We start from the raw sequence: 21,043 nt of genomic DNA on the forward strand, positions 1-21,043 counted from the left end.
GTCAAATCCCGGCTGGCGGCGTTTCGTCCACCCGTCGGCCAATGCATGGGGCCGTTCCGCTTCTCGCGGAACGGCTTTTCGCTTTTCTACGGCTTGTCGCTAGGAGATGTGGCCAAGGGCCGCCCCGTCAGCGTTTGCCTTGTGGACGCAGCGATCTTGAATCCCGGCTGATGGCGCGCATGTGAGACCCCGTTCGACTCGGGAGTTCCCATGCTGCATCCCCACCTTCTCGCTTCGCTGGCTCTCCTTGCTGGAACCGGCACGGCACTCGCGGAACCCATTCTGGGAACATGGCGCCTGTCGAACGGCGAGACCGTCACCTATTCCCGCTGCGGATCGAGCTTCTGCTCGCGCGTGGAAACGGGACGCTACAAGGGGAAGTCGGTCGGGCAGATGGGCGGGGCGGCGCCGACCTATACCGGCACGGTGATCGACCCGCGCGACGGCAAAAGCTACGAGGGCAGCGCGGAGGTGACGGGTAATCGCCTCGTGCTGACAGGCTGCGTCGCGCGCATCTTCTGCCGGTCGCAGACCTGGAGCCGGCAGGGCGGCTAAAGAATTTTCCGGCAAAGCGGACAGGTTTTCCCCGGCGGACAATGCTGGAAGAAGATTCACTGAAGCCTGTTCGGCGAATCCGAATCACCGGGCAGGCTCCAAGCGTAAGCAGCGCTGTCTCCGCGCAAGGCGTGGCACGGTGACGGCAAACCAACCGTTCCCGAAAGCTTGAGCCCCGCTTTTACGTGGCTCAAGCTGTTGGATTGCTCAGCGGGCCTTTTGGCCGAACAGGACGCTCTGAGCGTTCTTGTCGGCGGCCAAGTTCAGCTTTTCGCGCTCCGCCTTACCGACGGCCAGGCCCCGTTCCACCGCAGGCCGCGCCTTCATGCGCTCGAACCAAGCCTTCAGATCGGGAAAGTCCTCGAGCGACTGGCCCTGATTTTCGTGCGGCACGATCCAGCCGATCGAGGCCATGTCGGCGATCGAATAGTCGCCGGCCAGGAAGTCGCGGCCCGCGAGGCGCTTGTTCATCACGCCGTAAAGCCGGTTCACCTCGTTCGTATAGCGGTCGATGCCGTAGGCGATCTTCTCCGGCGCATATTGGCGGAAGTGATGCGCCTGACCCGCCATGGGCCCGAGCCCGCCGACCTGCCAGAACAGCCATTCCTCGACCGCGACGCGCGCCCGCTCGTCGCTGGGATAGAAGCGCCCGAACTTGCGTCCGAGATATTGGAGGATGGCGCCCGATTCGAAGACCGAGATCGGCTCGCCGCCCGGGCCTTCCGGGTCCACGATGGCCGGCATCCGGTTGTTGGGCGCGATCGCCAGGAACTCCGGCTTGAACTGGTCGCCCGCCCCGATGTTCACGAGCTTCAGCTCGTAGGGCACACCGAGTTCCTCCAGCATGATCGAGATCTTCCAGCCGTTGGGCGTCGGCCAGTAGTGAAGTTCGATCGGCTTGGTCTGCTGTGTCATGACACGAAGGCTCCATGATGGCTTCGCTTTCAATCTAGGGGGCGCTTTCCCCCGGCAACAGGTCTGCCGGTCCGGCTGTGGCGCGCGGAGATTTTCTGAACGAAAGCTTAACCGCCCGGCCAGTCCAGGTTCAGCTTCATGAGGCAGACTTCGACACCCGACCCGATGGAGACTTCGATGCCGCTTCGCCTCGCCATCCTCTGCAGCCTCTTCGCGCTGTTTGCCTTCGGCTTTTCGGAACTGGTGGAGTCGAAGCAGCATGTCCCCGGCATCGGCGTGGCGAGCGCGGGATGCCTCGACCGCGGCGTGGTCTGCCTCAAGCCGGCGGCGGACTGATCTAGTCCCGGCGGAAGCGGCAGATTTCCCCGGCGCGCCGCATTCCCGCGCGAGGCCGCCTCTTGTATGAGGGGCCATGACCGAACCATTCGCGAGTTCGCCCGTGCCGCATTTCGTCTCCCCCGCCTCGCCGGACGCCCGCAGCTTCACCAATGCCGAGGAGGCGGTGGCGGAACTCGCTCGTCTCTACGCGCGATCGGTCGAGTTTTTGTGCCAGCGCTTCGATGAGGTGCTGACCTCGGGCGACACGTCGCGCCGGTTTCGCGCCTTCTATCCCGAAGTGTCGATCCAGACCGCCGGCCATGCGCGGGTCGATTCGCGTCTGTCCTTCGGCTTCGTGCCCGGCCCCGGCACCTATGCAACGACGGTGACGCGGCCCGATCTCTTCGACCATTACCTGACCGAACAGCTCGAGCAGCTCCTGAAGAACCACGGCCAGCCGATTCTGGTCGGCCCGTCGCGCACGCCCATCCCGCTGCATTTCGCCCTGCCCGAAGGCACCTATGTCGACGGCACGCTGGCGGAAAAGCTGGACAAGCCGCTGCGCGACATTTTCGACGTGCCGGATCTGGCCGCGACCGACGATCGCATCGTCAACGGCAATTTCGAGCCGCAGCCGGGCGAGGCCATGCCGCTCGCCCCCTTCACCGCGCAGCGCGTCGACTATTCGCTGATGCGCCTTGCCCACTACACCGCGACGAGCCCGCGTCATTTCCAGAACTTCGTCCTGTTCACGAACTACCAGTTCTATGTCGACGAGTTCTGCGTCATGGCGCGGCGGCTGATGGACGAGGGCGGGCGGGGCTATGACAGTTTCGTCGAGCCCGGCAACATCCTGACCCGCGCCGGCGCCTCGGAGCCGGAAAGCGGCGTGGCTCCGGTTCGCATGCCGCAAATGCCGGCCTACCATCTGACGCGGCCGGACGGCAGCGGCATCACCATGGTCAATATCGGCGTGGGACCGAGCAACGCCAAGACGATCACCGACCACGTGGCCGTGCTGCGCCCGCATGCCTGGCTGATGCTGGGGCACTGCGCCGGCCTTCGCAACACGCAGGCGCTGGGCGACTACGTGCTTGCCCATGCCTATGTGCGCGAGGACCACGTGCTCGACGCCGACCTGCCGGTCTGGGTGCCGATCCCGCCGCTGGCCGAAGTTCAGGTGGCGCTGGAGCAGGCCGTGGCCGACGTCACGGGCCTGTCCGGCTACGATCTCAAGCGCATCATGCGCACGGGAACGGTCGCCACGATCGACAACCGGAACTGGGAGCTGCGCGACCAGACGGAGCCGGTGCAGCGCCTGTCGCAGTCCCGCGCCATCGCGCTCGACATGGAATCGGCCACGATCGCCGCCAACGGCTATCGCTTCCGCGTTCCCTATGGCACGCTTCTCTGCGTCTCCGACAAGCCGCTGCACGGCGAGCTGAAGCTGCCCGGCATGGCGACCGAGTTCTACAAGCGGCAGGTTTCGCAGCATCTGGAGATCGGCATCCGCACCATGCAGAGCCTTGCCGACATGCCGCACGAGAAGCTGCATTCGCGAAAGCTCCGGTCCTTCTTCGAGACGGCGTTCCAGTAGCCCCATGCAGGACTCGGTCGTCTTGAAGGGGCTGCTCGCCCTGGCGGCGCTGGCCTGCGGCCTCGCCCTTGCCGCCGGCTTCTTCGGGGCCGAGGCCCATCCGTTCGACAGCGCCAGCCATTTCCGGTTTCAGCTGGCGCTCGTGCTCCTCGTCCTCGCGCTTCTGGCGCTGGGTCTGCGCGCCTGGGGCACGCTCGCCGTCTCGCTCGGCTTCGCCGCGCTGGGTCTCGCCTTCAGCCTGCCCTGGCTCCTGCCGCGCGAGGCGCGGCCGCCGGCCGCCGGGCAGCCGGGCTACACCTTGCTTCAGATGAACCTTCTCTACGATGCACCGGATAAGGCCGAAGCCCTGCGGCGCATCGGCGAGGCCCGGCCCGATATCGTGACCGTGCAGGAGGTCACCTACGAGTGGCAGGATCTGTTCCAGAACCTGTCCGAGAGCTACCCATTCCAGGCCTATTGCGGGCTGGAGAACGAGCGGGACGGCGTCGCCATCCTGTCGCGCCGCCCCTTCGTCGGCGAGGCTTTGTGCCAGGCTCGAAATGGACGCGTGACCCAGCTCGTGGACCTCAACGGGCGCACGCTCGCCGTCACCTCGCTGCATCTCGACTGGCCTTGGCCGAAACATCATTGGAAGCAGATCGACGACATGGGCGTCAGCCTGCGGCGCGAGGGCGGCCCCTCGCTGCTCGGCGGCGACTTCAACGCCGCTCCCTGGAGCGCGTCGGTGCGCGCGGTGGCGGACGCGGGCGGCTGGCGGATCGTGCGCGGCATCGGTCCAAGCTGGCTGACGGTCCGCTTCAGCCAGATCTGGCCGCGCTGGCTCGGCCTGCCGATCGACCAGCTTCTGGTCTCGCCCGAAGTTCTAGTGGATCAGGTCGAGACGCTGGCACGCACGAGTTCGGACCACCTGCCCGTTCTCCTGCGCTTCTCGCTCCTGCCCGCGCGCCCCGCGCCGACGCAGAGCGTCGCCGAGCCGGCCACCGCCGCCTTCGAGGGCCTGGAAACGAGGCCGGGGGCCGGCGGTGCCTGAAGCTTCGAGCGCCGCGTCGTTCGGCACCCGATCGTTTATGAAACTTACGTCATGACAGAGACGTAACGGGATCGAGCCCCGCTGGCCTGCCATGATTCGACTCTTCCTGAGGATCAGAGTCGATGTTCGTTTCCTTCTTTCCCCGCCCCCGCCTATTCTTCCCCTCCGTCGCGCTCTGGACGGCGCTCTGCGTCCTGGTCTGGTATGTCGCCGGCCGGCGTTTCGGCGCGCATCTCGGCTTCGGCGGCACAGGGGCGGAGATCGGCATCGCGAGCTTCTGGTCGCCCGCCTCGCTCTGGTTCGACCTCTATTTCGCCGCAGCTGTATCGATCTTCGCCAGCCTCTGGCATCGATTCTCGCCGCACCGTTGGGAGCGCTGGTCGATCCTCGGTTCGGCGCTGATCCTGTTTCTCACCTATTTCCAGGTGGAGGTCTCGGTCGCCGTCAACACATGGTACGGGCCGTTCTATGACCTGATCCAGGCCGCGCTCTCGCATGAGCGATCGGTCACGCCGGCGGACATCTATCGCAGTTTCCTGACATTCGCCGGGCTGGCGCTGGTGGCGGTCACCGTCGGCGTCATCTCCAGCTTCATCGTCAGCCATTACGTGTTCCGCTGGCGACAGGCGATGAACGAGTTCTACATGGCCCATTGGCACCGGCTGCGCGGCGTCGAGGGCGCCTCGCAGCGCATTCAGGAAGACACGATGCGCTTTTCCACGACGGTGGAAGCGCTCGGCGTCAACCTGATCCAAGCGGTGCTGACACTCATCGCCTTCCTGCCGATCCTGATCGGGCTTTCCTCGGCCGTGCGCATATTGCCGATCGTGGGCGAGGTGCCGCATGCGCTGGTCGCCTCGGCACTTCTCTGGTCGGTCTTCGGCACCGGCCTGCTGGCGCTCGTCGGCATCCGCCTGCCCGGCCTGGAATTCGGGAACCAGAAGGTGGAGGCGGCCTACCGCAAGGAGCTGGTGATCGGCGAGGACCGAGCCGATCGCGCCCAGCCGCCGACCGTCGCGATGCTGTTCGCCGATGTCAGGCGCAGCTATTTCCGCCTCTACTTCAACTATCTCTACTTCAACGTCGCCCGCATCGTTTACCTGCAGGTCGACGTGATCGTGCCCTATCTCATTCTGGCGCCGACCATCGCGGCGGGCGCCATCACGCTCGGTGTCATGAACCAGATCCTCAACGCCTTCGAGCAGGTGCGCAGCTCGTTCCAATACCTCGTGACGAGCTGGACGACGATCGTAGAGCTTTTGTCGATCTTCAAACGCCTGCGCACCTTCGAGGCCGTGATCGGGGAGGACGATGCGGCGATCGTCCCCGCCCCTGCGCTGCGGGCCGCCCGATAAGGGAAGGCGGCCCTGCCGGCCTTCGGCCTACATCGTGCCGTAGACCGGCCCTTCACCGCCCTGCGGCGGGACCCAGGTGATATTGCCGTTCGGGTCCTTGATATCGCAGGTCTTGCAGTGGACGCAGTTCTGCGCGTTGATGACGTAGCGCGGATCGGCCGGGTTGGTCTCGTCCCACTCGTAGACGGCGGCCGGGCAGTAGCGCTGCGACAGGCCGGCATAGCGATCGTGCTCGGAGCTCTTCTGCAGCGCCATGTCCTTCACCCGCAGATGGACCGGCTGGTCCTCTTCGTGATTGGTGTTGGACAGGAAAACCGAGGAGGTCTTATCGAAGGTCAGCACCCCATCGGGCTTTGGATAGCGGATCGGCTTGTGCTGGTCCGCCGGCTCGGTGGATTCTGCGTCGGTCTTGCCGTGCGGCATCGTGCCGAAGACGGAGAAGCCCACGAGCTGGTTCATCCACATGTCCAGCCCGCCCAGCGCCACGCCCAGCGCCGTGCCGAAGCGCGACCAGAGCGGCTTGACGTTGCGCACGGCATAAAGATCCGTGCCGATGGGCGAGGCGCGCCAGCCGTTCTCATAGGATTTCAGGAGATCGCCCGAGCGCCCCTCGGCGATCGCCGCAACGGCGGCTTCGGCCGCCTGCATGCCGGACGAGATTGCGTTGTGAACGCCCTTGATGCGCGGCACGTTGACGAAGCCGGCCGAGCAGCCGATCAGCGCGCCGCCGGGGAAGACCAGGGTCGGCACCGACTGGTAGCCCCCTTCCGTAATCGCGCGCGCGCCGTAGGAGAGGCGCTTGCCGCCTTCCAGAAGCGCGGCGATGTCAGGATGCGTCTTGAAGCGCTGGAACTCCTCGAACGGGTTGAGATAAGGGTTCTTGTAGTTCAGGTGCGTGACGAAGCCGACATAGACCTGATTGTTTTCAAGGTGATACAGGAATGAGCCGCCGCCGGTGGCCAAATCCAGCGGCCAGCCGAAGGAATGCTGGATCAGCCCTGGCTTGGCCTTGGCCGGGTCGATCTGCCAGAGCTCCTTGATGCCGATGCCGAACTTCTGCGGCTCGCGGTTCACGTCGAGCCCGTGATGGCGGATCAGCTGCTTGGCGAGCGAGCCGCGCACCCCTTCGCCGATCAGCACGTATTTGCCCATCAAGGCCATGCCGCGCTGGAAGTTCGGCCCCGGCTCGCCCGAGCGCTCGATCCCCATGTCGCCGGTGGCGACACCGATCACCCGATCCTTGTCGTCGGTCAGAAGCTCAGTGGCGGCGAAGCCGGGATAGATCTCGACGCCGAGCGCTTCGGCCTTCTCGGCCATCCACTTGCAGACCAGGCCGAGCGAGACGACGAAATTGCCGTGGTTGCCCATGAGCTTGGGCATGAAGGCGTTGGGCAGGCGCACCGCGCCGTGCGAGCCGTAGAAGTAGAACCGATCCTCGGTCACGGGCTGGCGGATCGGCGTCTCCTCGCTGCGCCACTCCGGCAGGAGCTTGTCGAGCGAGGACGGGTCGAGCACGCAGCCGGATAGGATATGGGCGCCGACCTCCGAACCCTTTTCCAGCACCACGACGGACAGATCCGGATTGACCTGCTTCAGCCGGATCGCTGCCGACAGGCCTGCGGGGCCAGCGCCCACGACGACCACGTCGAACTCCATCGATTCCCGCTCGGGGAGCTCCCGCTCCGGGCTGGCTTCGCTCGCCATGGCTGTTTCCTCCACGCCGTTTTCCATTTTCTCGAACGCTTCTAACGGAATCTTCAGGTGAATGTCTTCCCGATGAAGCGAGCGAAACGGGTTTATGACGCTTTTCCCAAAGCAGGCGATGCCGGTTCCCGTGCCGGAGCCGATCCGGTAAGACGAGGCGTATGACGAGGGCTGAGCCAGAAGCGGACGGACGGATGGGCGAGGCGCTGAGCGCCCTGCTCGACTGGTACGCGCGCGCCGGCATCTCCACCTTCGCCGGCGAAGCGCCGCGCGATCGATTCGCGGAAACCGAGGCCGAGACCGAACGTCGGCGCGCCGGGCGCCCGGCAGCGGGCGGCCCGGCTCCCGCCGCGACGCAAGGGACCGCCGCTCCCGCCGCCCCGGCCGACCGCCGCCCCGCTCCGCTGCCCCCTCGCCCGGCCGCGCCCGCCATCGCGTTGCGCTCCGACGAGGCGCTGGCGGCCGAGGCGCGCGAGCAGGCGGCCAAGGCCGGGAGCCTCGCCGAGCTTCAAGCGCTGTTGGCCGAGTTCACCGGCTGCGGGTTGAAGGCGACGGCCAAGAATCTCGTATTCGGCAACGGCTCGGAAACGGCCGATCTGATGCTGGTGGGCGAAGCGCCGGGGCGCGACGAGGATCTGGCGGGCGAGCCCTTCGTCGGCCGCTCTGGCCGGTTGCTCGACCGGATGCTCGGCTCGGTCGGGCTGAAGCGCGAGGACGTGCGCGTCACCAACACCGTGCCCTGGCGCCCGCCGGGCAACCGCACGCCGACGCCGGCCGAGACGGAGACCTGCCTTCCCTTCACGCTGCGCCATATCGAACTGGTCAATCCGCGCGTTCTCGTCTGCCTCGGCTCGCCCTCGGCCAAGGTGCTCCTGCGCTCGGAAGAAGGGATCATGCGCCTGCGCGGCCGCTGGGCGAGCATCACCCTGCCGAACGGCGCGACGGTGCCGACCATGGCCATGCTGCATCCCGCCTATCTCCTGCGCCAGCCCAGCCAGAAGCGGCTCGCATGGCGCGATCTTCTGGCTCTCAAAGCCAAGCTGGATGAGAAGGATTGACGGCTTTTCCGAGCGCTGTCCGCAAGACGACATGATCCGTCGCTAATTCGGGTGCGCTGCAATGTGGGTTGGGCTAGGAGAGAGCTCGGCTCGCCCCGGCCGACCCCAGCCTCGGAAATGTCCCATGCGCGCCAGCATCCTGCCGATCGTGTCGCTCCTCCTGTCCACCTTCTTCCTGATGGCCGGGGCGGGGCTGCAGGGCATTCTCCTGCCCGTGCGCGCCGCGATCGAAGGCTGGAGCCCCTACGAGATCGGATTGATGGGCACCGGCTACGCCGTGTTCTTCACGGTCGGCTGCATCGTCATGCCCGCCATCGTGCGCTCGGCCGGCCATGTGCGGGCCTTTTCCTCGCTGGCGGCGCTGCTTGCGATCTCGGTTCTTCTGAACGGGCTGATCGTCCATCCGCTCGCCTGGATCCTGGCGCGGGGCCTCGCGGGCTTCGCGCTGGCCGGCGCCTACATGGTGATCGAGAGCTGGCTGAACGAGCGCGTAACCAACCAGACGCGCGGGCGCATCTTCTCGCTCTACATGGTGATCTCCATGGCCGCGATGATCGGCGGCCAGTTCTCCATGCCGCTGGCCCGGCCGGAGCTCGCCACCGGTTTCATGCTCTGCGCGATCTTCTACATCATGGCGGTGATCCCGACCGCCCTGTCGCGCGCCGAGAGTCCCAAGCCGCTGACGCAGGTGCGGCTCGACCTCAAGGCCATCTATCGCAACTCGCCCGCCGCCGTGATGGGCGTCTTCGCCTCCGGCATCCTGTCCGGCGCATGGACCAACATGGCCCCCGTGCTCGGCCAGAAGATCGGCCTGTCCACCGCCGAGATCTCGACGCTGCTCGTCTCCACCATGGCGGGCGGCGCGGTGCTGCAGGTGCCGCTGGGGAGGCTGTCGGATCGGATCGACCGGCGCGCGGTGATGGTGCTGGCCGGCGTCATCGGGCTCGGCGCCTCCACCTTCGCGCTCAGCTTCTGGTCCGGCAACGTGCTGACGCTTTTCGCCATCGCCTTCGTCATGGGCGGGGTGACCTACCCCGCCTATTCGCTGGCCGTCGCCCATGCCAACGACTATGCCGACACCGCCGACTTCGTCAAGATTTCCGGCGGCCTGCTCATTCTCTACGGCTTCGGCACGATGGGCGGGCCGATGCTCGCCGCCTGGCTGATGGAGCGCGGTGGCCCGAGCGGTATCTTCCTGGCGACGGGCGGCGCGCATGCCGCACTCGCGGGCTATGCCGCGTTCCGCATGATGCGGCGACAAGCCCTGCCGGCCGAAAGCCGCGAGGAGTTCAAGTCCGTCCCCTTCGCGCGCACGCAGACGCCCGCCTCGTTCGAACTCGACCCGCGCGCCGAAGGCAATCTGCCGGGCGAGTGATTCTTCGCATCAGCCCTGCGAAGGCGCGGCGACGCGGCGTGCCTTGCGCCGCTCCAGCCCGAGCTTGTGCTCGCGATAGATGATGAAGACGCCCGACGCGATGACGATCGCCGCGCCGATCAGCGTCGAGGCCTGGATCGTTTCCCCGAAGAACTGGACGCCGATCACGATGGCGAACAGCATCGAGGTGTATTCGAAGGGCGCGATGGTGGACGTGTCGGCATAGCGGTAGCAGGAGGTGAGGAGCAGCTGCGCGACACCACCGCAGAGCCCGGCCAGAACCAGCGCGGCGAACTGCGCCGGGTTCGGCCACACCCAGCCGAAGACGATGGTCGATAGCGCCACGATGCTGGAGGTCAGGGAGAAATAGACGACGATGGTCGGCGTGCGCTCCTTGCGCACCAGCCGTCGCACCTGGATCATGGCGATCGCCGCGAAGGCCGATCCGCCGAGCGAGGCCAGGATGCCATAGGCGCGGTCGGGCTTCACCGCCTCGGCCGTGACGCTGAAATTCGGCGCGGCGACCACAAGGATGCCGCATAGGCCGATCAGCACCGCGCCCCAGCGATAGGCCCGCACCGTTTCCTTGAGGAACAGAGCGGCGAAGACCACGGTGATGAGCGGCGTCGCGTAGGAGATCGCGATCCATTCGGGATAGGGCAGCCGCGACAGGGCGAAGAAGCCGAGGCCCATGGAGGTGACGCCGATGATGCCGCGAAGGAAATGGCCTGAGATGTCGTCGGTGCGCAGCGCCGTGCGCAACTCGCCCAAATAGAGGAGATAGATCGCAACCGGCACGAGCGCGAAGAAGGAGCGGAAGAAGACGAGCTGCCCGGCGGGGATCGCCTCGCCCAGCGTCTTCAGCGCGGTTTGCATGCCCACGAAGATGATGACGGAGAGCACCTTGAGCCCGATCCCGAGCATGGGCTGGGGGGACGGGACGAAGGGGGACGCGGACATGGCACCAAGCTTCGGCTGGCCTGGGGCCGCCGTGCTTTGGCCGCCAAGCGATGCGGCCGCCGGCTCGAACCGGGAAAGAACGGGCGACGGCCTGGGATAGGGAGGGTGATAGGAAACTCTCCCCCAGGCGTCGACCCCTGACGCCGTTCCATCGGGGAAACTTGCGTTCGCCCCGGACATATCGCGTGAACGAGCCACCGCGATGTTGGCAAGCCGGCCGGATCGGCGCTATCCCCGAAACACCATCTGGCATTCTGGAAGGCGAGTCCCCCATGCTGCGAACCGACGACGGACAGATCATCCGGCTCGAAGACTACCGGCCCACCGATTTCGTCATCCATCATGTCGAGATGCGGGTCGCGCTGGCGGAGGGCTCGGCGGACGTCTCCACCGACATCGTGCTGGAGCGGCGCGAGGGCGTGCCGGAAACCGTGCCGCTCGTTCTCGACGGCGACGAACTGGTGCTGACCGGCCTTGCGCTCGACGGCGAGCCGCTGACCGCCGATCGCTTCACCGCGACGCCGGAGCAGCTGACGATCGAGGATCTGCCGGCCAGCGGCCGCTTCACCCTGCGGATCGAGACGAAGCTCTCGCCCGAAAGCAACACGCAGCTGATGGGTCTCTACCGCTCCAACGGCGTCTGGTGCACGCAGTGCGAAGCGGAGGGCTTTCGCCGCATCACCTATTTCCTCGACCGGCCGGACGTGCTCGCGACCTATCGCGTGCGCCTGGAGGCGGCCCGCGCGAGCGCTCCCGTGCTGCTGGCCAATGGCAATCCGGTGGAAGCGGGCGAGCTGGAGGGCGGTCGGCACTTCGCGGTGTGGGACGACCCCCATCCCAAGCCCGCCTATCTCTTCGCGCTCGTCGCCGGCGATCTCGATCTTCTGGAAGACCGCTTCACCACGGCGAGCGGGCGCGACGTGCGCCTCGGCATCTACACGGAGAAGGGCCTGAGCCAACGCGCCGCCTATGCGATGGATGCGCTGAAGCGCTCCATGGTCTGGGACGAGCGGCGCTTCGGGCGCGAATACGATCTCGACGTCTTCAACATCGTCGCGATCTCGGATTTCAACATGGGGGCGATGGAGAACAAGGGTCTCAACGTCTTCAACCACAAGTACGTGCTGCTCGATCCCGACACGGCGACGGACGGCGACTATGCCGGCGTCGAGACCGTCATCGCGCACGAATACTTCCACAACTGGACCGGCAATCGCATCACGTGCCGGGACTGGTTCCAGCTCTGCCTGAAGGAAGGGCTGACGGTCTTCCGCGATCAGGAATTCTCCGCCGACGAGCGCTCGCGCGCGGTCAAGCGCATCGCCTCCGTGCATGGGTTGAAGGCGCAGCAGTTCCCGGAGGATCAGGGCCCGCTGCAGCATCCCGTCCGCCCGACGCGCTACCGCGAGATCAACAACTTCTACACCGCCACCGTCTACGAGAAGGGCGCCGAGCTGGTGCGCATGATCGAGACGATCGTCGGCCCGGACGCCTTTCGCGCCGGCATGGACCTTTATTTCGCGCGCCATGACGGCGAGGCCGCGACGATCGAGGATTTCCTCCGCTGCTTCGAGGAAGCGGGACACACCGATCTGTCGCAATTCTCGCTCTGGTATCATCAGGCCGGCACGCCGGTTTTAAGCGTGACCGAGCGTTTTGCCGACGGGCGGCTGACGCTGCGCCTCGAACAGTCGCTCGCCAAGGGCGCGGCCGGAACCGGCACCGAGCCCTTCCACATGCCGGTTCGCTTCGGCCTCGTCGGGCCGGGTGGCGAAGACCTGTCGATCGCGCCCCTCGCGGGCGAGGCGGAGGTGGAGGGCGACGTCATTCACCTCACCACGCAGAGCGCAGAACTGGTCTTCGAGACCGGCGAGACGCGGCCGCTCGTCTCCATCCTGCGCGACTTCTCCGCCCCCGTGACCCTGCGCCACGACCAGCCCCGCGAAGCAAAGCTAGCGTTGGCGCGGCTCGACCCCAACCCGTTCGGCCGCTGGCGCGCGCTGACCGATCTCACCGGCGAGATGCTGCGCGAAGCAGCCCTTGCCGAGACGGCGGGACGCAAGCCGACCTATGACGAGGCCGTGATCGAGGCCCTGTGCCGCTCGGCGGCGGACGAGGCACTGGAGCCGGCGCTGCGCGCGCTCATGGTGACGCTGCCCGGCGAAGCGGAGATCGCGCGGCTGGTCGGAAGCGACATCGATCCCGAAGCGATTCACCGCGCCCGGCGCGGCGCTCTCCGCCGGCTCGCGGAAGCGGGCGGCGCGAGTTTCCCGGCGCTGCGCTCAAGCCTTGCCGATGGCGACGCCCCCTTCAGTCCGGACGCGGCGAGCGCCGGCCGCCGGGCGCTGCGCGCCGCGCTTCTGCCGATCGGCGCCACCACCCTGCCCTCGGCCGAGCCGCTCTTTGCCGAGTTCGAGGCGGCCGGCAATATGAGCGACCGGCTCGCCGCCATCACCGCGCTCGTTCATCTCTTCCCCGAGGCGGAGGAAAGCCGGACCGCCCTCGCCGCCTTCTTCGCGCGCTTCGAAGACGACGCGCTGGTGCTCGACAAGTGGTTCACATTGCAGGCGACGGCCCCGAGTGAGAGCATCGTGGACGCGGTGGAGGCGCTGCGCCGCCATCCCAAGTTCACGCTCGCCAATCCGAACCGGGCGCGGGCGCTGATCGGCGGATTTGCGACCGGCAACCAGCGCGGCTTCAACCGCGCGGACGGGACGGGCTATCGCTGGGTGGCCGAACGTCTGGCCGAACTCGACCGCTTGAACCCGCAGACGGCGGCGCGGCTCGCCACGGCCTTCCGCTCCTGGCGCTCCTTCGACGCGCCCCGGCGCGGGGCGGCCGAGGCGGCGCTGCGCGATCTCGCCGGCCGAGGCGGCCTCTCGCGCGACCTGACGGACATTCTCACCCGAACGCTGGAGTAAGCGTTCGAAGCAGATCGCCGAACGGGCTGGAACGGCGAAAACCGCTTGATTTCGAAGGGATCGAGGAAATGGCCAAATCGATCTTGCGAAGTCCGAAACTGCAGTGTTCACGTTTTGTTAAGGCTAAGGGAAGAAAAGCGGGGGAAAGCCCTGTGTGCAGGGCGCAACAGCAAGATTTGAGGCTTGCTTCGACCCTGCTCTTTGCCTCCCGCAGCGCTGGACAAGCGAGTCGCGCTCTGTTTGATTGACCCCTGAGTCGGGCTGGCGGAGCCCGATTTCATGGACGGCGGACGAGGGGTCGGTTGGATGAGGTCGGACGCTTCGAGCGTACCGGCAAGAGCGGATTCGTCCCGAATTTCGGGCTGGGTCCGCAGCTTGTCGCAAAGAGTTTCACACCCAGCTCTCCTGTCGTTTCGTGATCGTCTGGGCGAATACGAGCCCACTTTGCGCGGCCTGATCCCCTATTGCGTCATCGCCTTCCTGGTAATCATGGCGCTGGTTCGCATCATCTCCGCGATCGACGAGCGGGACGCGATCGAGGCGCGGGCCGCCAACGAGTTGCGCATCGTGGCGAGCCTCCTGCGCGCCGAGGAAGCCGGCTTCGACCCGGCCTTGGCCGATCCGCGCCAGCGCGCCAGCCAGCTTCTCACCTCGACCCTTCCTCTCTTCCTGAAGGACGACGGGCTCGCCGCCCTCGTCACCGATCGGCAGGGCCGCGTCGTCGCGACCACCATCGGCCAGGAAGCCACGCTCGGCCACAGCCTCGACACGGTGCTGGACGGCAGCCAACCCTTGAGCGTTTTCGGCGAGCGAGCGGGCGTCATGTCCGTGCGCCTTGGCGGCCAACAGGCGCAGGCAACCGCTGCGCTCCTGACCGAGCCGCTCGGCAGCGTCGTGCTCGTGCGCGTGGAATCGCAGATGTTCGCCGACTGGCGCCGCACGGCTTCGCTCAGCGTCACGCTCTTCTGCCTCACCTGCCTCGTCTTCCTCGCCATTCTCGTGGCCTACTACCGGCAAGCCGTGCGAGCCGGCATGGCCGACAGGCTGCTTCTCGACCAGCATCGTCGGGTGGAAACGGCCCTGTCGCGTGGCCGCTGCGGCTTGTGGGACTGGGATCTGGCGCGCGGTCGCATGTACTGGTCGCGCTCTATGTACGAAATCCTCGGCATGGCGCCGCGTGAGGAGGTTCTGTCCTTCTCCGAGGTCGCCGCGCTTCTCCATCCCGAGGATGGGTCCTTCTTCGAGTTCGCCCGGCAGATCGCTTCGGGCTCGGTCGGCCATTTCGAGCGCTCCTTCCGGATGCGACGGGCCGACGGGCAGTTCCTTTGGCTGCGCGCGCGCGCCGAAGTGGTGCGCACGCCCGACAACGAGATTCATCTGATCGGCGTCGCCGTCGATGTCAGCGAGAACCAGCTTCTGGCGCGCATGACCGACGAGGCGAACACGCGCCTCCAGAACGCCATCGAGAACATTTCCGAGACCTTCGTCCTGTGGGACGCGGACAAGCGCCTGGTGCTCTGCAACTCGAAATATCAGGAAGTCTTCGGCCTCACCGACGCGGACGTGCAGATCGGCACCGCATTCGAAGTCGTGCGCGCCAAGGGGCGCAAGCCGATCGCCGAGCGCAAGCTCACCAGCTCCACCTTCGTGCAGGGCGAGCGCGCTTCCGAGACGCTTCTGGCGGACGGGCGGTGGCTGCAGATTTCCCAGCGCAGCATGCCGGACGGAAGCCATGTCGCGATCGGCACCGACGTCACGCAGTTGAAAGTTCACCAGGAGCGGCTGAGCGATTCCGAGCGCCGCCTCATGGCGACGATCAACGACCTTTCCGCCTCGCGGCGCGACGCCGAAACCAAAGCGCGCGAGCTGGCTGAACTGAATCACAAATACATCGTGGAAAAGGAGCGCGCCGAGAGCGCCAACCAGGCGAAGACCACCTTCCTCGCCAATATGAGCCACGAGCTTCGCACGCCGCTCAACGCCATCATCGGCTTTTCCGAGATCATGCACGAGGAAAGCTTCGGCCCGATCGGCAACGCCAAATATACGGAATACGCCGCCGACATCCATCAGAGCGGCCATTACCTCCTGAAGCTCATCAACGACATTCTCGACATGTCGAAGATCGAGGCCGGCCGCATGGTGCTGGCCCGCGAGCTGGTCGATTTCCCCGCAATCCTGGCGGAAGCGACCAAGATCGTCGAAGTCCAGGCCGGGTCGAAGAACCTGCGGCTGCGCGTGGAGAGCCCTGACAATCTCACCCTGATCGGCGATCGCCGGGCGGCCAAGCAGATCCTTCTCAACCTCATCGCCAATGCCGTGAAATTCACCGGCGCGGGCGGCGAAGTGCGCGTGCGCTCGCGGGTGAGGCAGGGGCATGTGGTCGTGACCATCGCCGACAACGGTATCGGCATTCCCCGTTCGGCGCTGAAAAGCCTCGGTCGCCCCTTCGAGCAGGTGGAGAACGAGTTGACACGCACCCACAAGGGCACCGGGCTCGGACTTGCGATCGCGCGTTCGTTGGTGGAACTGCAGGGCGGGCGGATGCGCATCGCCTCGACGCCGGGCCAAGGAACGGCCGTGTCGATCCGCCTCCCCTGCGCGGAAGACGGCGAGATGCAGAGCCCGCTGATCTCCGTCGCCGCCTGATCGGCGCGAGGCGACGGCGACATCTCCTGATAAGACGTTAGAGCACCTAACAAAAATCTCATGGGGTCGGCTGGCCGGGTCTTTTCGACGCTGATGTCCTCGCGAATGCTCACCGATGCCGCCGGCATCGACTGCGCTTCGCTCCTCGTCCTCGAACGAAACTTCCTCGCCCATCCTCCGCCCAGAGATTTTGTTAGGCGCTATTAGCCGGCCGGTAGCCGGTCGTCCCCCACCCCTTCGAAGGGGATCAACGCGGTGAAGGCCGCGCGCGTTCGGTGAGCCAAATCCTGGATATGCGGCTCGATGCCGGACGGGTCCGCCAGATCCAGCGCGCGGGCCAGCCGTTCCGAAAGGCCCGCCGGCAGGTCCTCGACCCGGAAGGCCGTGCCCGGGCCGAGGCGCAGGAGCTGCACGACGCGCGTCAGATCGGCCATCGCAGCCGGCAGCGCGTCCACGCCCGGCGTGTCGGGTTGGCGACGGACGAGCTCCGTCAGCACCCGCTCGGTGTTGCGGCCGATGAAGTCCAGCGGCACGATCCCCGACAGGATCGACCATTGCGCGATAAACTCGAGATCGGTGAGGCCGCCGACCAGCCGCTTGAGATCGAGCGGCCCACGAGCGGGCTTCTGCACCTCCAGCCGCGCCCGCATGTCGGCGATGTCGTAACGCAGCAGCGGATCGGCGGCATGGCTTTCGATTGCCGCCTGGATCGCGGCGCGGATTTCCTCGGTCAGAGCGGGATCGCCAGCGAGCGGGCGCGAGCGCGTCAGCGCCATGCGCTCCCAGGTCCAGGCCTCCCGCTGATACTTGCGGAAAGCATCGATATGGGTGGCGAGCGGCCCCTTGTTGCCCGAGGGCCGAAGGCGGAAATCCACCTCGTAGAGCACCCCGTCCGCCATCGGCGCGGTCAAGGCCGCGATCAGCCGTTGGGTCAGCCGGGTGTAATAGGTCGAGACCGGCAAGGGCCTGTCGCCGTCCGAGGTCTCGGCCTCGGCATCGTGGTCGTAGAGCAGCATGAGATCGACATCGGAGCTTGCGGTCAGCTCCCCGCTGCCAAGACGCCCAAGGCCGAGCACCACCAGCCGCCCGCCCGGAACCGTGCCATGGGCGCGGCGGAACTCCGCCTCCACCGCCTCTACCAGCGCCGCCAGCGCCGCATCGGCGAGCGCCGTGAAGGCTGCGCCGGCCACCTCTCCCTCGATCGCACCGGCCAGAAGCCGGATGCCAACGAGAAAGCGCTGCTCGGAGGCGAAGATGCGAAGTCGGGCCAGACGCTCCTCGAAGAAGGGCGCGTCGCGAAGAAAGGTGCCGAGCCGCTCGCGCAAGAGCGCCCGGGTCGGGATCTCGCGATAGAAAGCGGGGTCGAGCAGCGCGTCGAACACATGCGGGCGCAGCGCGATCGTGTCGGCAAGGCGCGGCGCGGCGGTGATCGCCAGCGCCAGAAGATCGAGAAGCCGTGGGTTGGAGGCGATCAGCGAGAAGAATTGTAGGCCCGAGGGCAGGCCGAAGAGGAAACGGTCGAAGCCCGCCAGCGCGGCGTCCGGGTCCCGCCCCCTGGCGAAGGCTTCCAGAAGCGAGGGCAGGACGCGCACTAGCTGGTCTCGCGCCGCGTCCGAGCGGGTGGCGCGATAGCGCCCGCTCGCCCAGCCATGGACGATGCGGCCGATATCGCCGAGGCGGCGATAGCCGATCTGGCCGAGCCATTCGAGCGCGGCAGGATCTTCCGCGTCGGAAAGAAGCGCGACCGCACCCTCGTTCGTCCTCGCCGGGGCGTGACCGGCAAAAAGCGCGGAAAACCGTGCCTCGACCGTTTCCAGCCGTTCGACCAGCGCGCGAGAGAACTCCTCCAACGTCGCGAAGTTGCAAAGGCGTGCGATGCGCAGGAGATCGATCTCCGCCTCCGGCAACGTATGGGTCTGCTCGTCCGCGACCATCTGAACGGCGTGCTCGACGCGGCGCAGGAACCAATAGGCCCCGGTCATCTCCTCGGCGGCGTCCCGCTCGATCCAGCCCTCCTCGGCGAGCCGCGCCAGCGCCTCGTCGGTTCGGCGCAGACGAAGGGACGGGTTGCGCCCGCCGGCGATGAGCTGCTGGGCCTGCGCGAAGAACTCGATCTCGCGAATGCCACCACGCCCGAGCTTCACGTTCTGCCCGGCCACCATGATGCTCTCGAAGCCGCGATGGCGGTCGATACGCATTTTCATGGCGTGGATGTCGCCGATCGCCACGAAGTCGAGATAGCGGCGCCAGACGAAGGGCGTAATGTCGCGAAGAAAGGCCGCTGCCGCCTCTGCGTCGCCCGCAATGGGTCGCGCCTTGATCATCGCCGCGCGCTCCCAGTCGCGCCCAGCGCCCTCGTAATACACGAGCGCGGTCGGCACCGGCACGGCGAGCGGCATGGCGGAGGGGTCGGGGCGCAGGCGCAGGTCGGTGCGGAAGACGTAGCCGTCCTTGGTGCGCTCGCCTATCATCTTCACCAGACGGCGTGCGAGGCGCGAATAAAGCTCGACGCTTTCGGGCGGGTCGAGCACCGCCTCGGCCTCCGGCTCGAACAGAACCACGAGGTCGATATCGCTGGAATAGTTCAGCTCCTCGCCGCCGAGCTTGCCCATGCCGAGCACGAAGAGGCCCGAGCCCTGTTCGGGAACGGCGGAGTTGGGCAGCTTCAGACTGCCCTTTCGATCGAGATCGAGAAGGCAGAAGCGAACCGCCCTCGTCACCGCCGCCTGCGCGAGGCGCGATAGGTGGCACGTCGTAACGGCGGGCGTCGCCGCGCCGAACAGATCGCGCAGCGCGATCAGAAAGCAGGCCTCGTTCTTGGCCTGCCGCAGCTCGGTCATGATGCCGGCTTCGCTGGCGCCGTCCGGAATCGGAGCCTCCAGGCTGGCAACCAGCGCCTCCACCCGCTCACCCGCATCCTCGTCGAACAGATGGTCTAGCCATTGTGGCCCGCGCAGGGCCAGCCCTTCCAGATGCGTGGACAAGGACAGTGCAGCGCCCAAACGCTCGCGATCGGCATCGAAACCATCTGCGCCGAGCCAAGCGACCAGCCTGTTCAGCCGCTGTGCCCCAGCCGCAACCGCCAGATCGGACAGGCAGGCGCTGGCCTTTTCAGCCGTCATCGGCACCAGCGGCAGCGTGCCTCCCAGACGCAGCGCGCCCAAAGCCTCATCCCTCATCGCCGGCCCTTCCCCCCTCGGACGGTATCGAAAGACGAACGATAAGGCCGGGAGCGGCATCGTCCAGCGCCATCGTGCCTTCGTGGATGCCGGCAATGGCCTGGACCAGCGAGAGGCCGAGACCGGAGCCGGGCTTGGTGCGGCTTTCGTCCAGCCGGTAGAAGCGCTCCAGCACGCGCACGCGCTTGTCGGCGGGAATGCCCGGGCCGTTGTCGGCGACCTCCAGTCGGAAGCCGTGATCCTCGGGCGCGAGGGCCACTCGGATGGCGAGCGGCCCCTCGGCCGGCACGCCATACTTCAACGCATTGTCGATGAGATTCGAAAGCGCCTGGGCGATGAGTTCGCGGCTGACCTCGGCCGTGAGGCTGTCCGGCGCTTCGACCGCCAGCGTGCCGCCGGCATCCTCGGCCAAAGGTTCGTAGAGTTCGGTCACGTCGCGCACGATGGCCGCGATGTCGGCCTTCGTCTTCAAGGCCGGATGCGAGCCGGCCTCGACGCGGCTGATCATCAGGAGCGCGTCGAAAGTGCGGATCATGCCGTCCGCCTCGGCCATGACGCCTTCAAGCGCACCGCGCAGCTCGCCGGACGAGGCGTCCTCGGAGCCGCGCAAGGCGGCCTCTACGCGGTTGCGAAGCCGCGTCAGCGGCGTTTTCAGATCGTGGGCGATATTGTCGGAGACCTGCCGCAGACCTTCCTGCAGATGCGAGATGCGGGTCAGCAGCAGATTGAGATTTTCCGACAGCCGGTCGAACTCGTCGCCCGTGCCGGCCACCGGCAGGCGCTCGCCGAGATCGCCCCCCATGATGCGGGCGGTGGCGACCGACATGTTGTCCAGCCGATGCAGCGCCGTGCGACCGACCAGGAACCAAGCGATCAGCGCGCCGACGCTCATAAGGCCGAGCGCCAGAATCAGCGCGTTGCGCACCACGAGACGAATGCGGTCGAGCTCGGTCTGGTCTTGCCCAACAAGAATTCGCAGTCCGTTGGGAAGCTGGATCACCTGCGCGATCGCCGTATGGTAGCGGTCGCTCGGGTCCTCCGTGAAGCGCGCATAGCGAAAGGCGCTGCCGACGAAGCCGGGATCGTCGAGAACGCCCGCCTCCAGGCTTTCGACATTGCCAGCCAGGATGCGCCCAGTGGCGTCCGTCATGAGATAGAGCGAAGCGCCGGGCTGGCGCGAACGGCGGTCGATCGAGCGCACCAGACCGACGATGCCGGCATTCTGATAGACGCGGCCGAGTTCGCCGATCTCCTCGTTGATCGTGTCACGGTTCTGCGTCTGGAGAATCGAGACAGCCGAGCCCGTCACGTAGAAGAGCAGAATACCGGCGAAGACCGCAAAGAGGCTGAGATAGATCGCCGACAGGCGAAAGGCGGTGACCCGCCAGATGTCACGGATACGGGCCATGGTGCGCATGGGATGCGGC

General features: G+C 66.6%; 14 protein-coding genes. 9 read left to right on the top strand and 5 right to left on the bottom strand.

The window, feature by feature from the left end; translation table 11 throughout:
- Positions 1-210: 210 nt before the first annotated feature.
- Positions 211-555, top strand: coding sequence for a DUF2147 domain-containing protein (locus M673_RS14125; RefSeq protein WP_061976636.1), 345 nt, complete (start codon positions 211-213; stop codon positions 553-555).
- 207 nt (positions 556-762) lie between these two features.
- Here M673_RS14125 and M673_RS14130 read toward each other — a convergent pair whose 3' ends face one another.
- Positions 763-1,470, bottom strand: a complete 708-nt coding sequence (locus tag M673_RS14130) for a glutathione S-transferase family protein (protein WP_061976637.1) — start codon at positions 1,468-1,470, stop codon at positions 763-765.
- Between the two features lie 177 nt (positions 1,471-1,647).
- Between M673_RS14130 and M673_RS24665 the strand changes: the two genes are divergently transcribed.
- From M673_RS24665 to sbmA, 4 genes are all read left to right on the top strand, one after another.
- Positions 1,648-1,806, top strand: coding sequence for a hypothetical protein (locus tag M673_RS24665; RefSeq protein ID WP_156421136.1), 159 nt, complete (start codon positions 1,648-1,650; stop codon positions 1,804-1,806).
- 76 nt (positions 1,807-1,882) lie between these two features.
- A complete protein-coding gene (locus M673_RS14135) occupies positions 1,883-3,385 on the top strand; it encodes an AMP nucleosidase (protein WP_148640077.1) in 1,503 nt (500 codons plus the stop codon).
- Positions 3,386-3,389: 4 nt separating this feature from the next.
- Positions 3,390-4,415, top strand: a complete 1,026-nt coding sequence (locus tag M673_RS14140) for an endonuclease/exonuclease/phosphatase family protein (protein WP_061976638.1) — start codon at positions 3,390-3,392, stop codon at positions 4,413-4,415.
- A gap of 122 nt (positions 4,416-4,537) precedes the next feature.
- Entirely contained in the window at positions 4,538-5,770 is a 1,233-nt protein-coding gene (gene sbmA, locus M673_RS14145) for a peptide antibiotic transporter SbmA (protein ID WP_061976639.1), read from the top strand.
- A 27-nt stretch (positions 5,771-5,797) separates the two neighbouring features.
- On the opposite strand, the gene M673_RS14150 is transcribed toward sbmA, so the two are convergent.
- Positions 5,798-7,474, bottom strand: a complete 1,677-nt coding sequence (locus M673_RS14150) for an electron transfer flavoprotein-ubiquinone oxidoreductase (protein WP_061977858.1) — start codon at positions 7,472-7,474, stop codon at positions 5,798-5,800.
- 161 nt (positions 7,475-7,635) lie between these two features.
- Between M673_RS14150 and M673_RS14155 the strand changes: the two genes are divergently transcribed.
- Positions 7,636-8,532: a uracil-DNA glycosylase gene (locus M673_RS14155; RefSeq protein ID WP_244493234.1), complete on the top strand. Its 897-nt coding sequence runs from the start codon at positions 7,636-7,638 to the stop codon at positions 8,530-8,532.
- A 124-nt stretch (positions 8,533-8,656) separates the two neighbouring features.
- On the top strand, positions 8,657-9,907 hold the full coding sequence (locus tag M673_RS14160; RefSeq protein WP_061976641.1) for an MFS transporter: 1,251 nt from the start codon (positions 8,657-8,659) through the stop codon (positions 9,905-9,907).
- 9 nt (positions 9,908-9,916) lie between these two features.
- Here M673_RS14160 and M673_RS14165 read toward each other — a convergent pair whose 3' ends face one another.
- Positions 9,917-10,867: a DMT family transporter gene (locus tag M673_RS14165; protein ID WP_061976642.1), complete on the bottom strand. Its 951-nt coding sequence runs from the start codon at positions 10,865-10,867 to the stop codon at positions 9,917-9,919.
- 272 nt (positions 10,868-11,139) lie between these two features.
- On the opposite strand from M673_RS14165, the gene pepN reads away from it, so the two are divergent.
- Both pepN and M673_RS14175 read left to right on the top strand, forming a co-directional pair.
- A complete protein-coding gene (gene pepN, locus M673_RS14170) occupies positions 11,140-13,788 on the top strand; it encodes an aminopeptidase N (protein WP_187301271.1) in 2,649 nt (882 codons plus the stop codon).
- A 444-nt stretch (positions 13,789-14,232) separates the two neighbouring features.
- Entirely contained in the window at positions 14,233-16,437 is a 2,205-nt protein-coding gene (locus tag M673_RS14175) for a PAS domain-containing sensor histidine kinase (RefSeq protein WP_244493235.1), read from the top strand.
- Positions 16,438-16,640: 203 nt separating this feature from the next.
- On the opposite strand, the gene M673_RS14180 is transcribed toward M673_RS14175, so the two are convergent.
- Together M673_RS14180 and M673_RS14185 are read right to left on the bottom strand one after the other, a co-directional pair.
- Positions 16,641-19,616: a bifunctional [glutamine synthetase] adenylyltransferase/[glutamine synthetase]-adenylyl-L-tyrosine phosphorylase gene (locus M673_RS14180; protein ID WP_061976644.1), complete on the bottom strand. Its 2,976-nt coding sequence runs from the start codon at positions 19,614-19,616 to the stop codon at positions 16,641-16,643.
- Positions 19,606-21,024: a sensor histidine kinase gene (locus M673_RS14185; RefSeq protein WP_061977860.1), complete on the bottom strand. Its 1,419-nt coding sequence runs from the start codon at positions 21,022-21,024 to the stop codon at positions 19,606-19,608. Before M673_RS14185 ends, M673_RS14180 begins: the two co-directional genes overlap by 11 nt.
- Positions 21,025-21,043 lie beyond the last annotated feature (19 nt).

Origin of the sequence: Aureimonas sp. AU20, assembly GCF_001442755.1 — a bacterium.
In the GTDB taxonomy this organism is placed as follows: domain Bacteria; phylum Pseudomonadota; class Alphaproteobacteria; order Rhizobiales; family Rhizobiaceae; genus Aureimonas.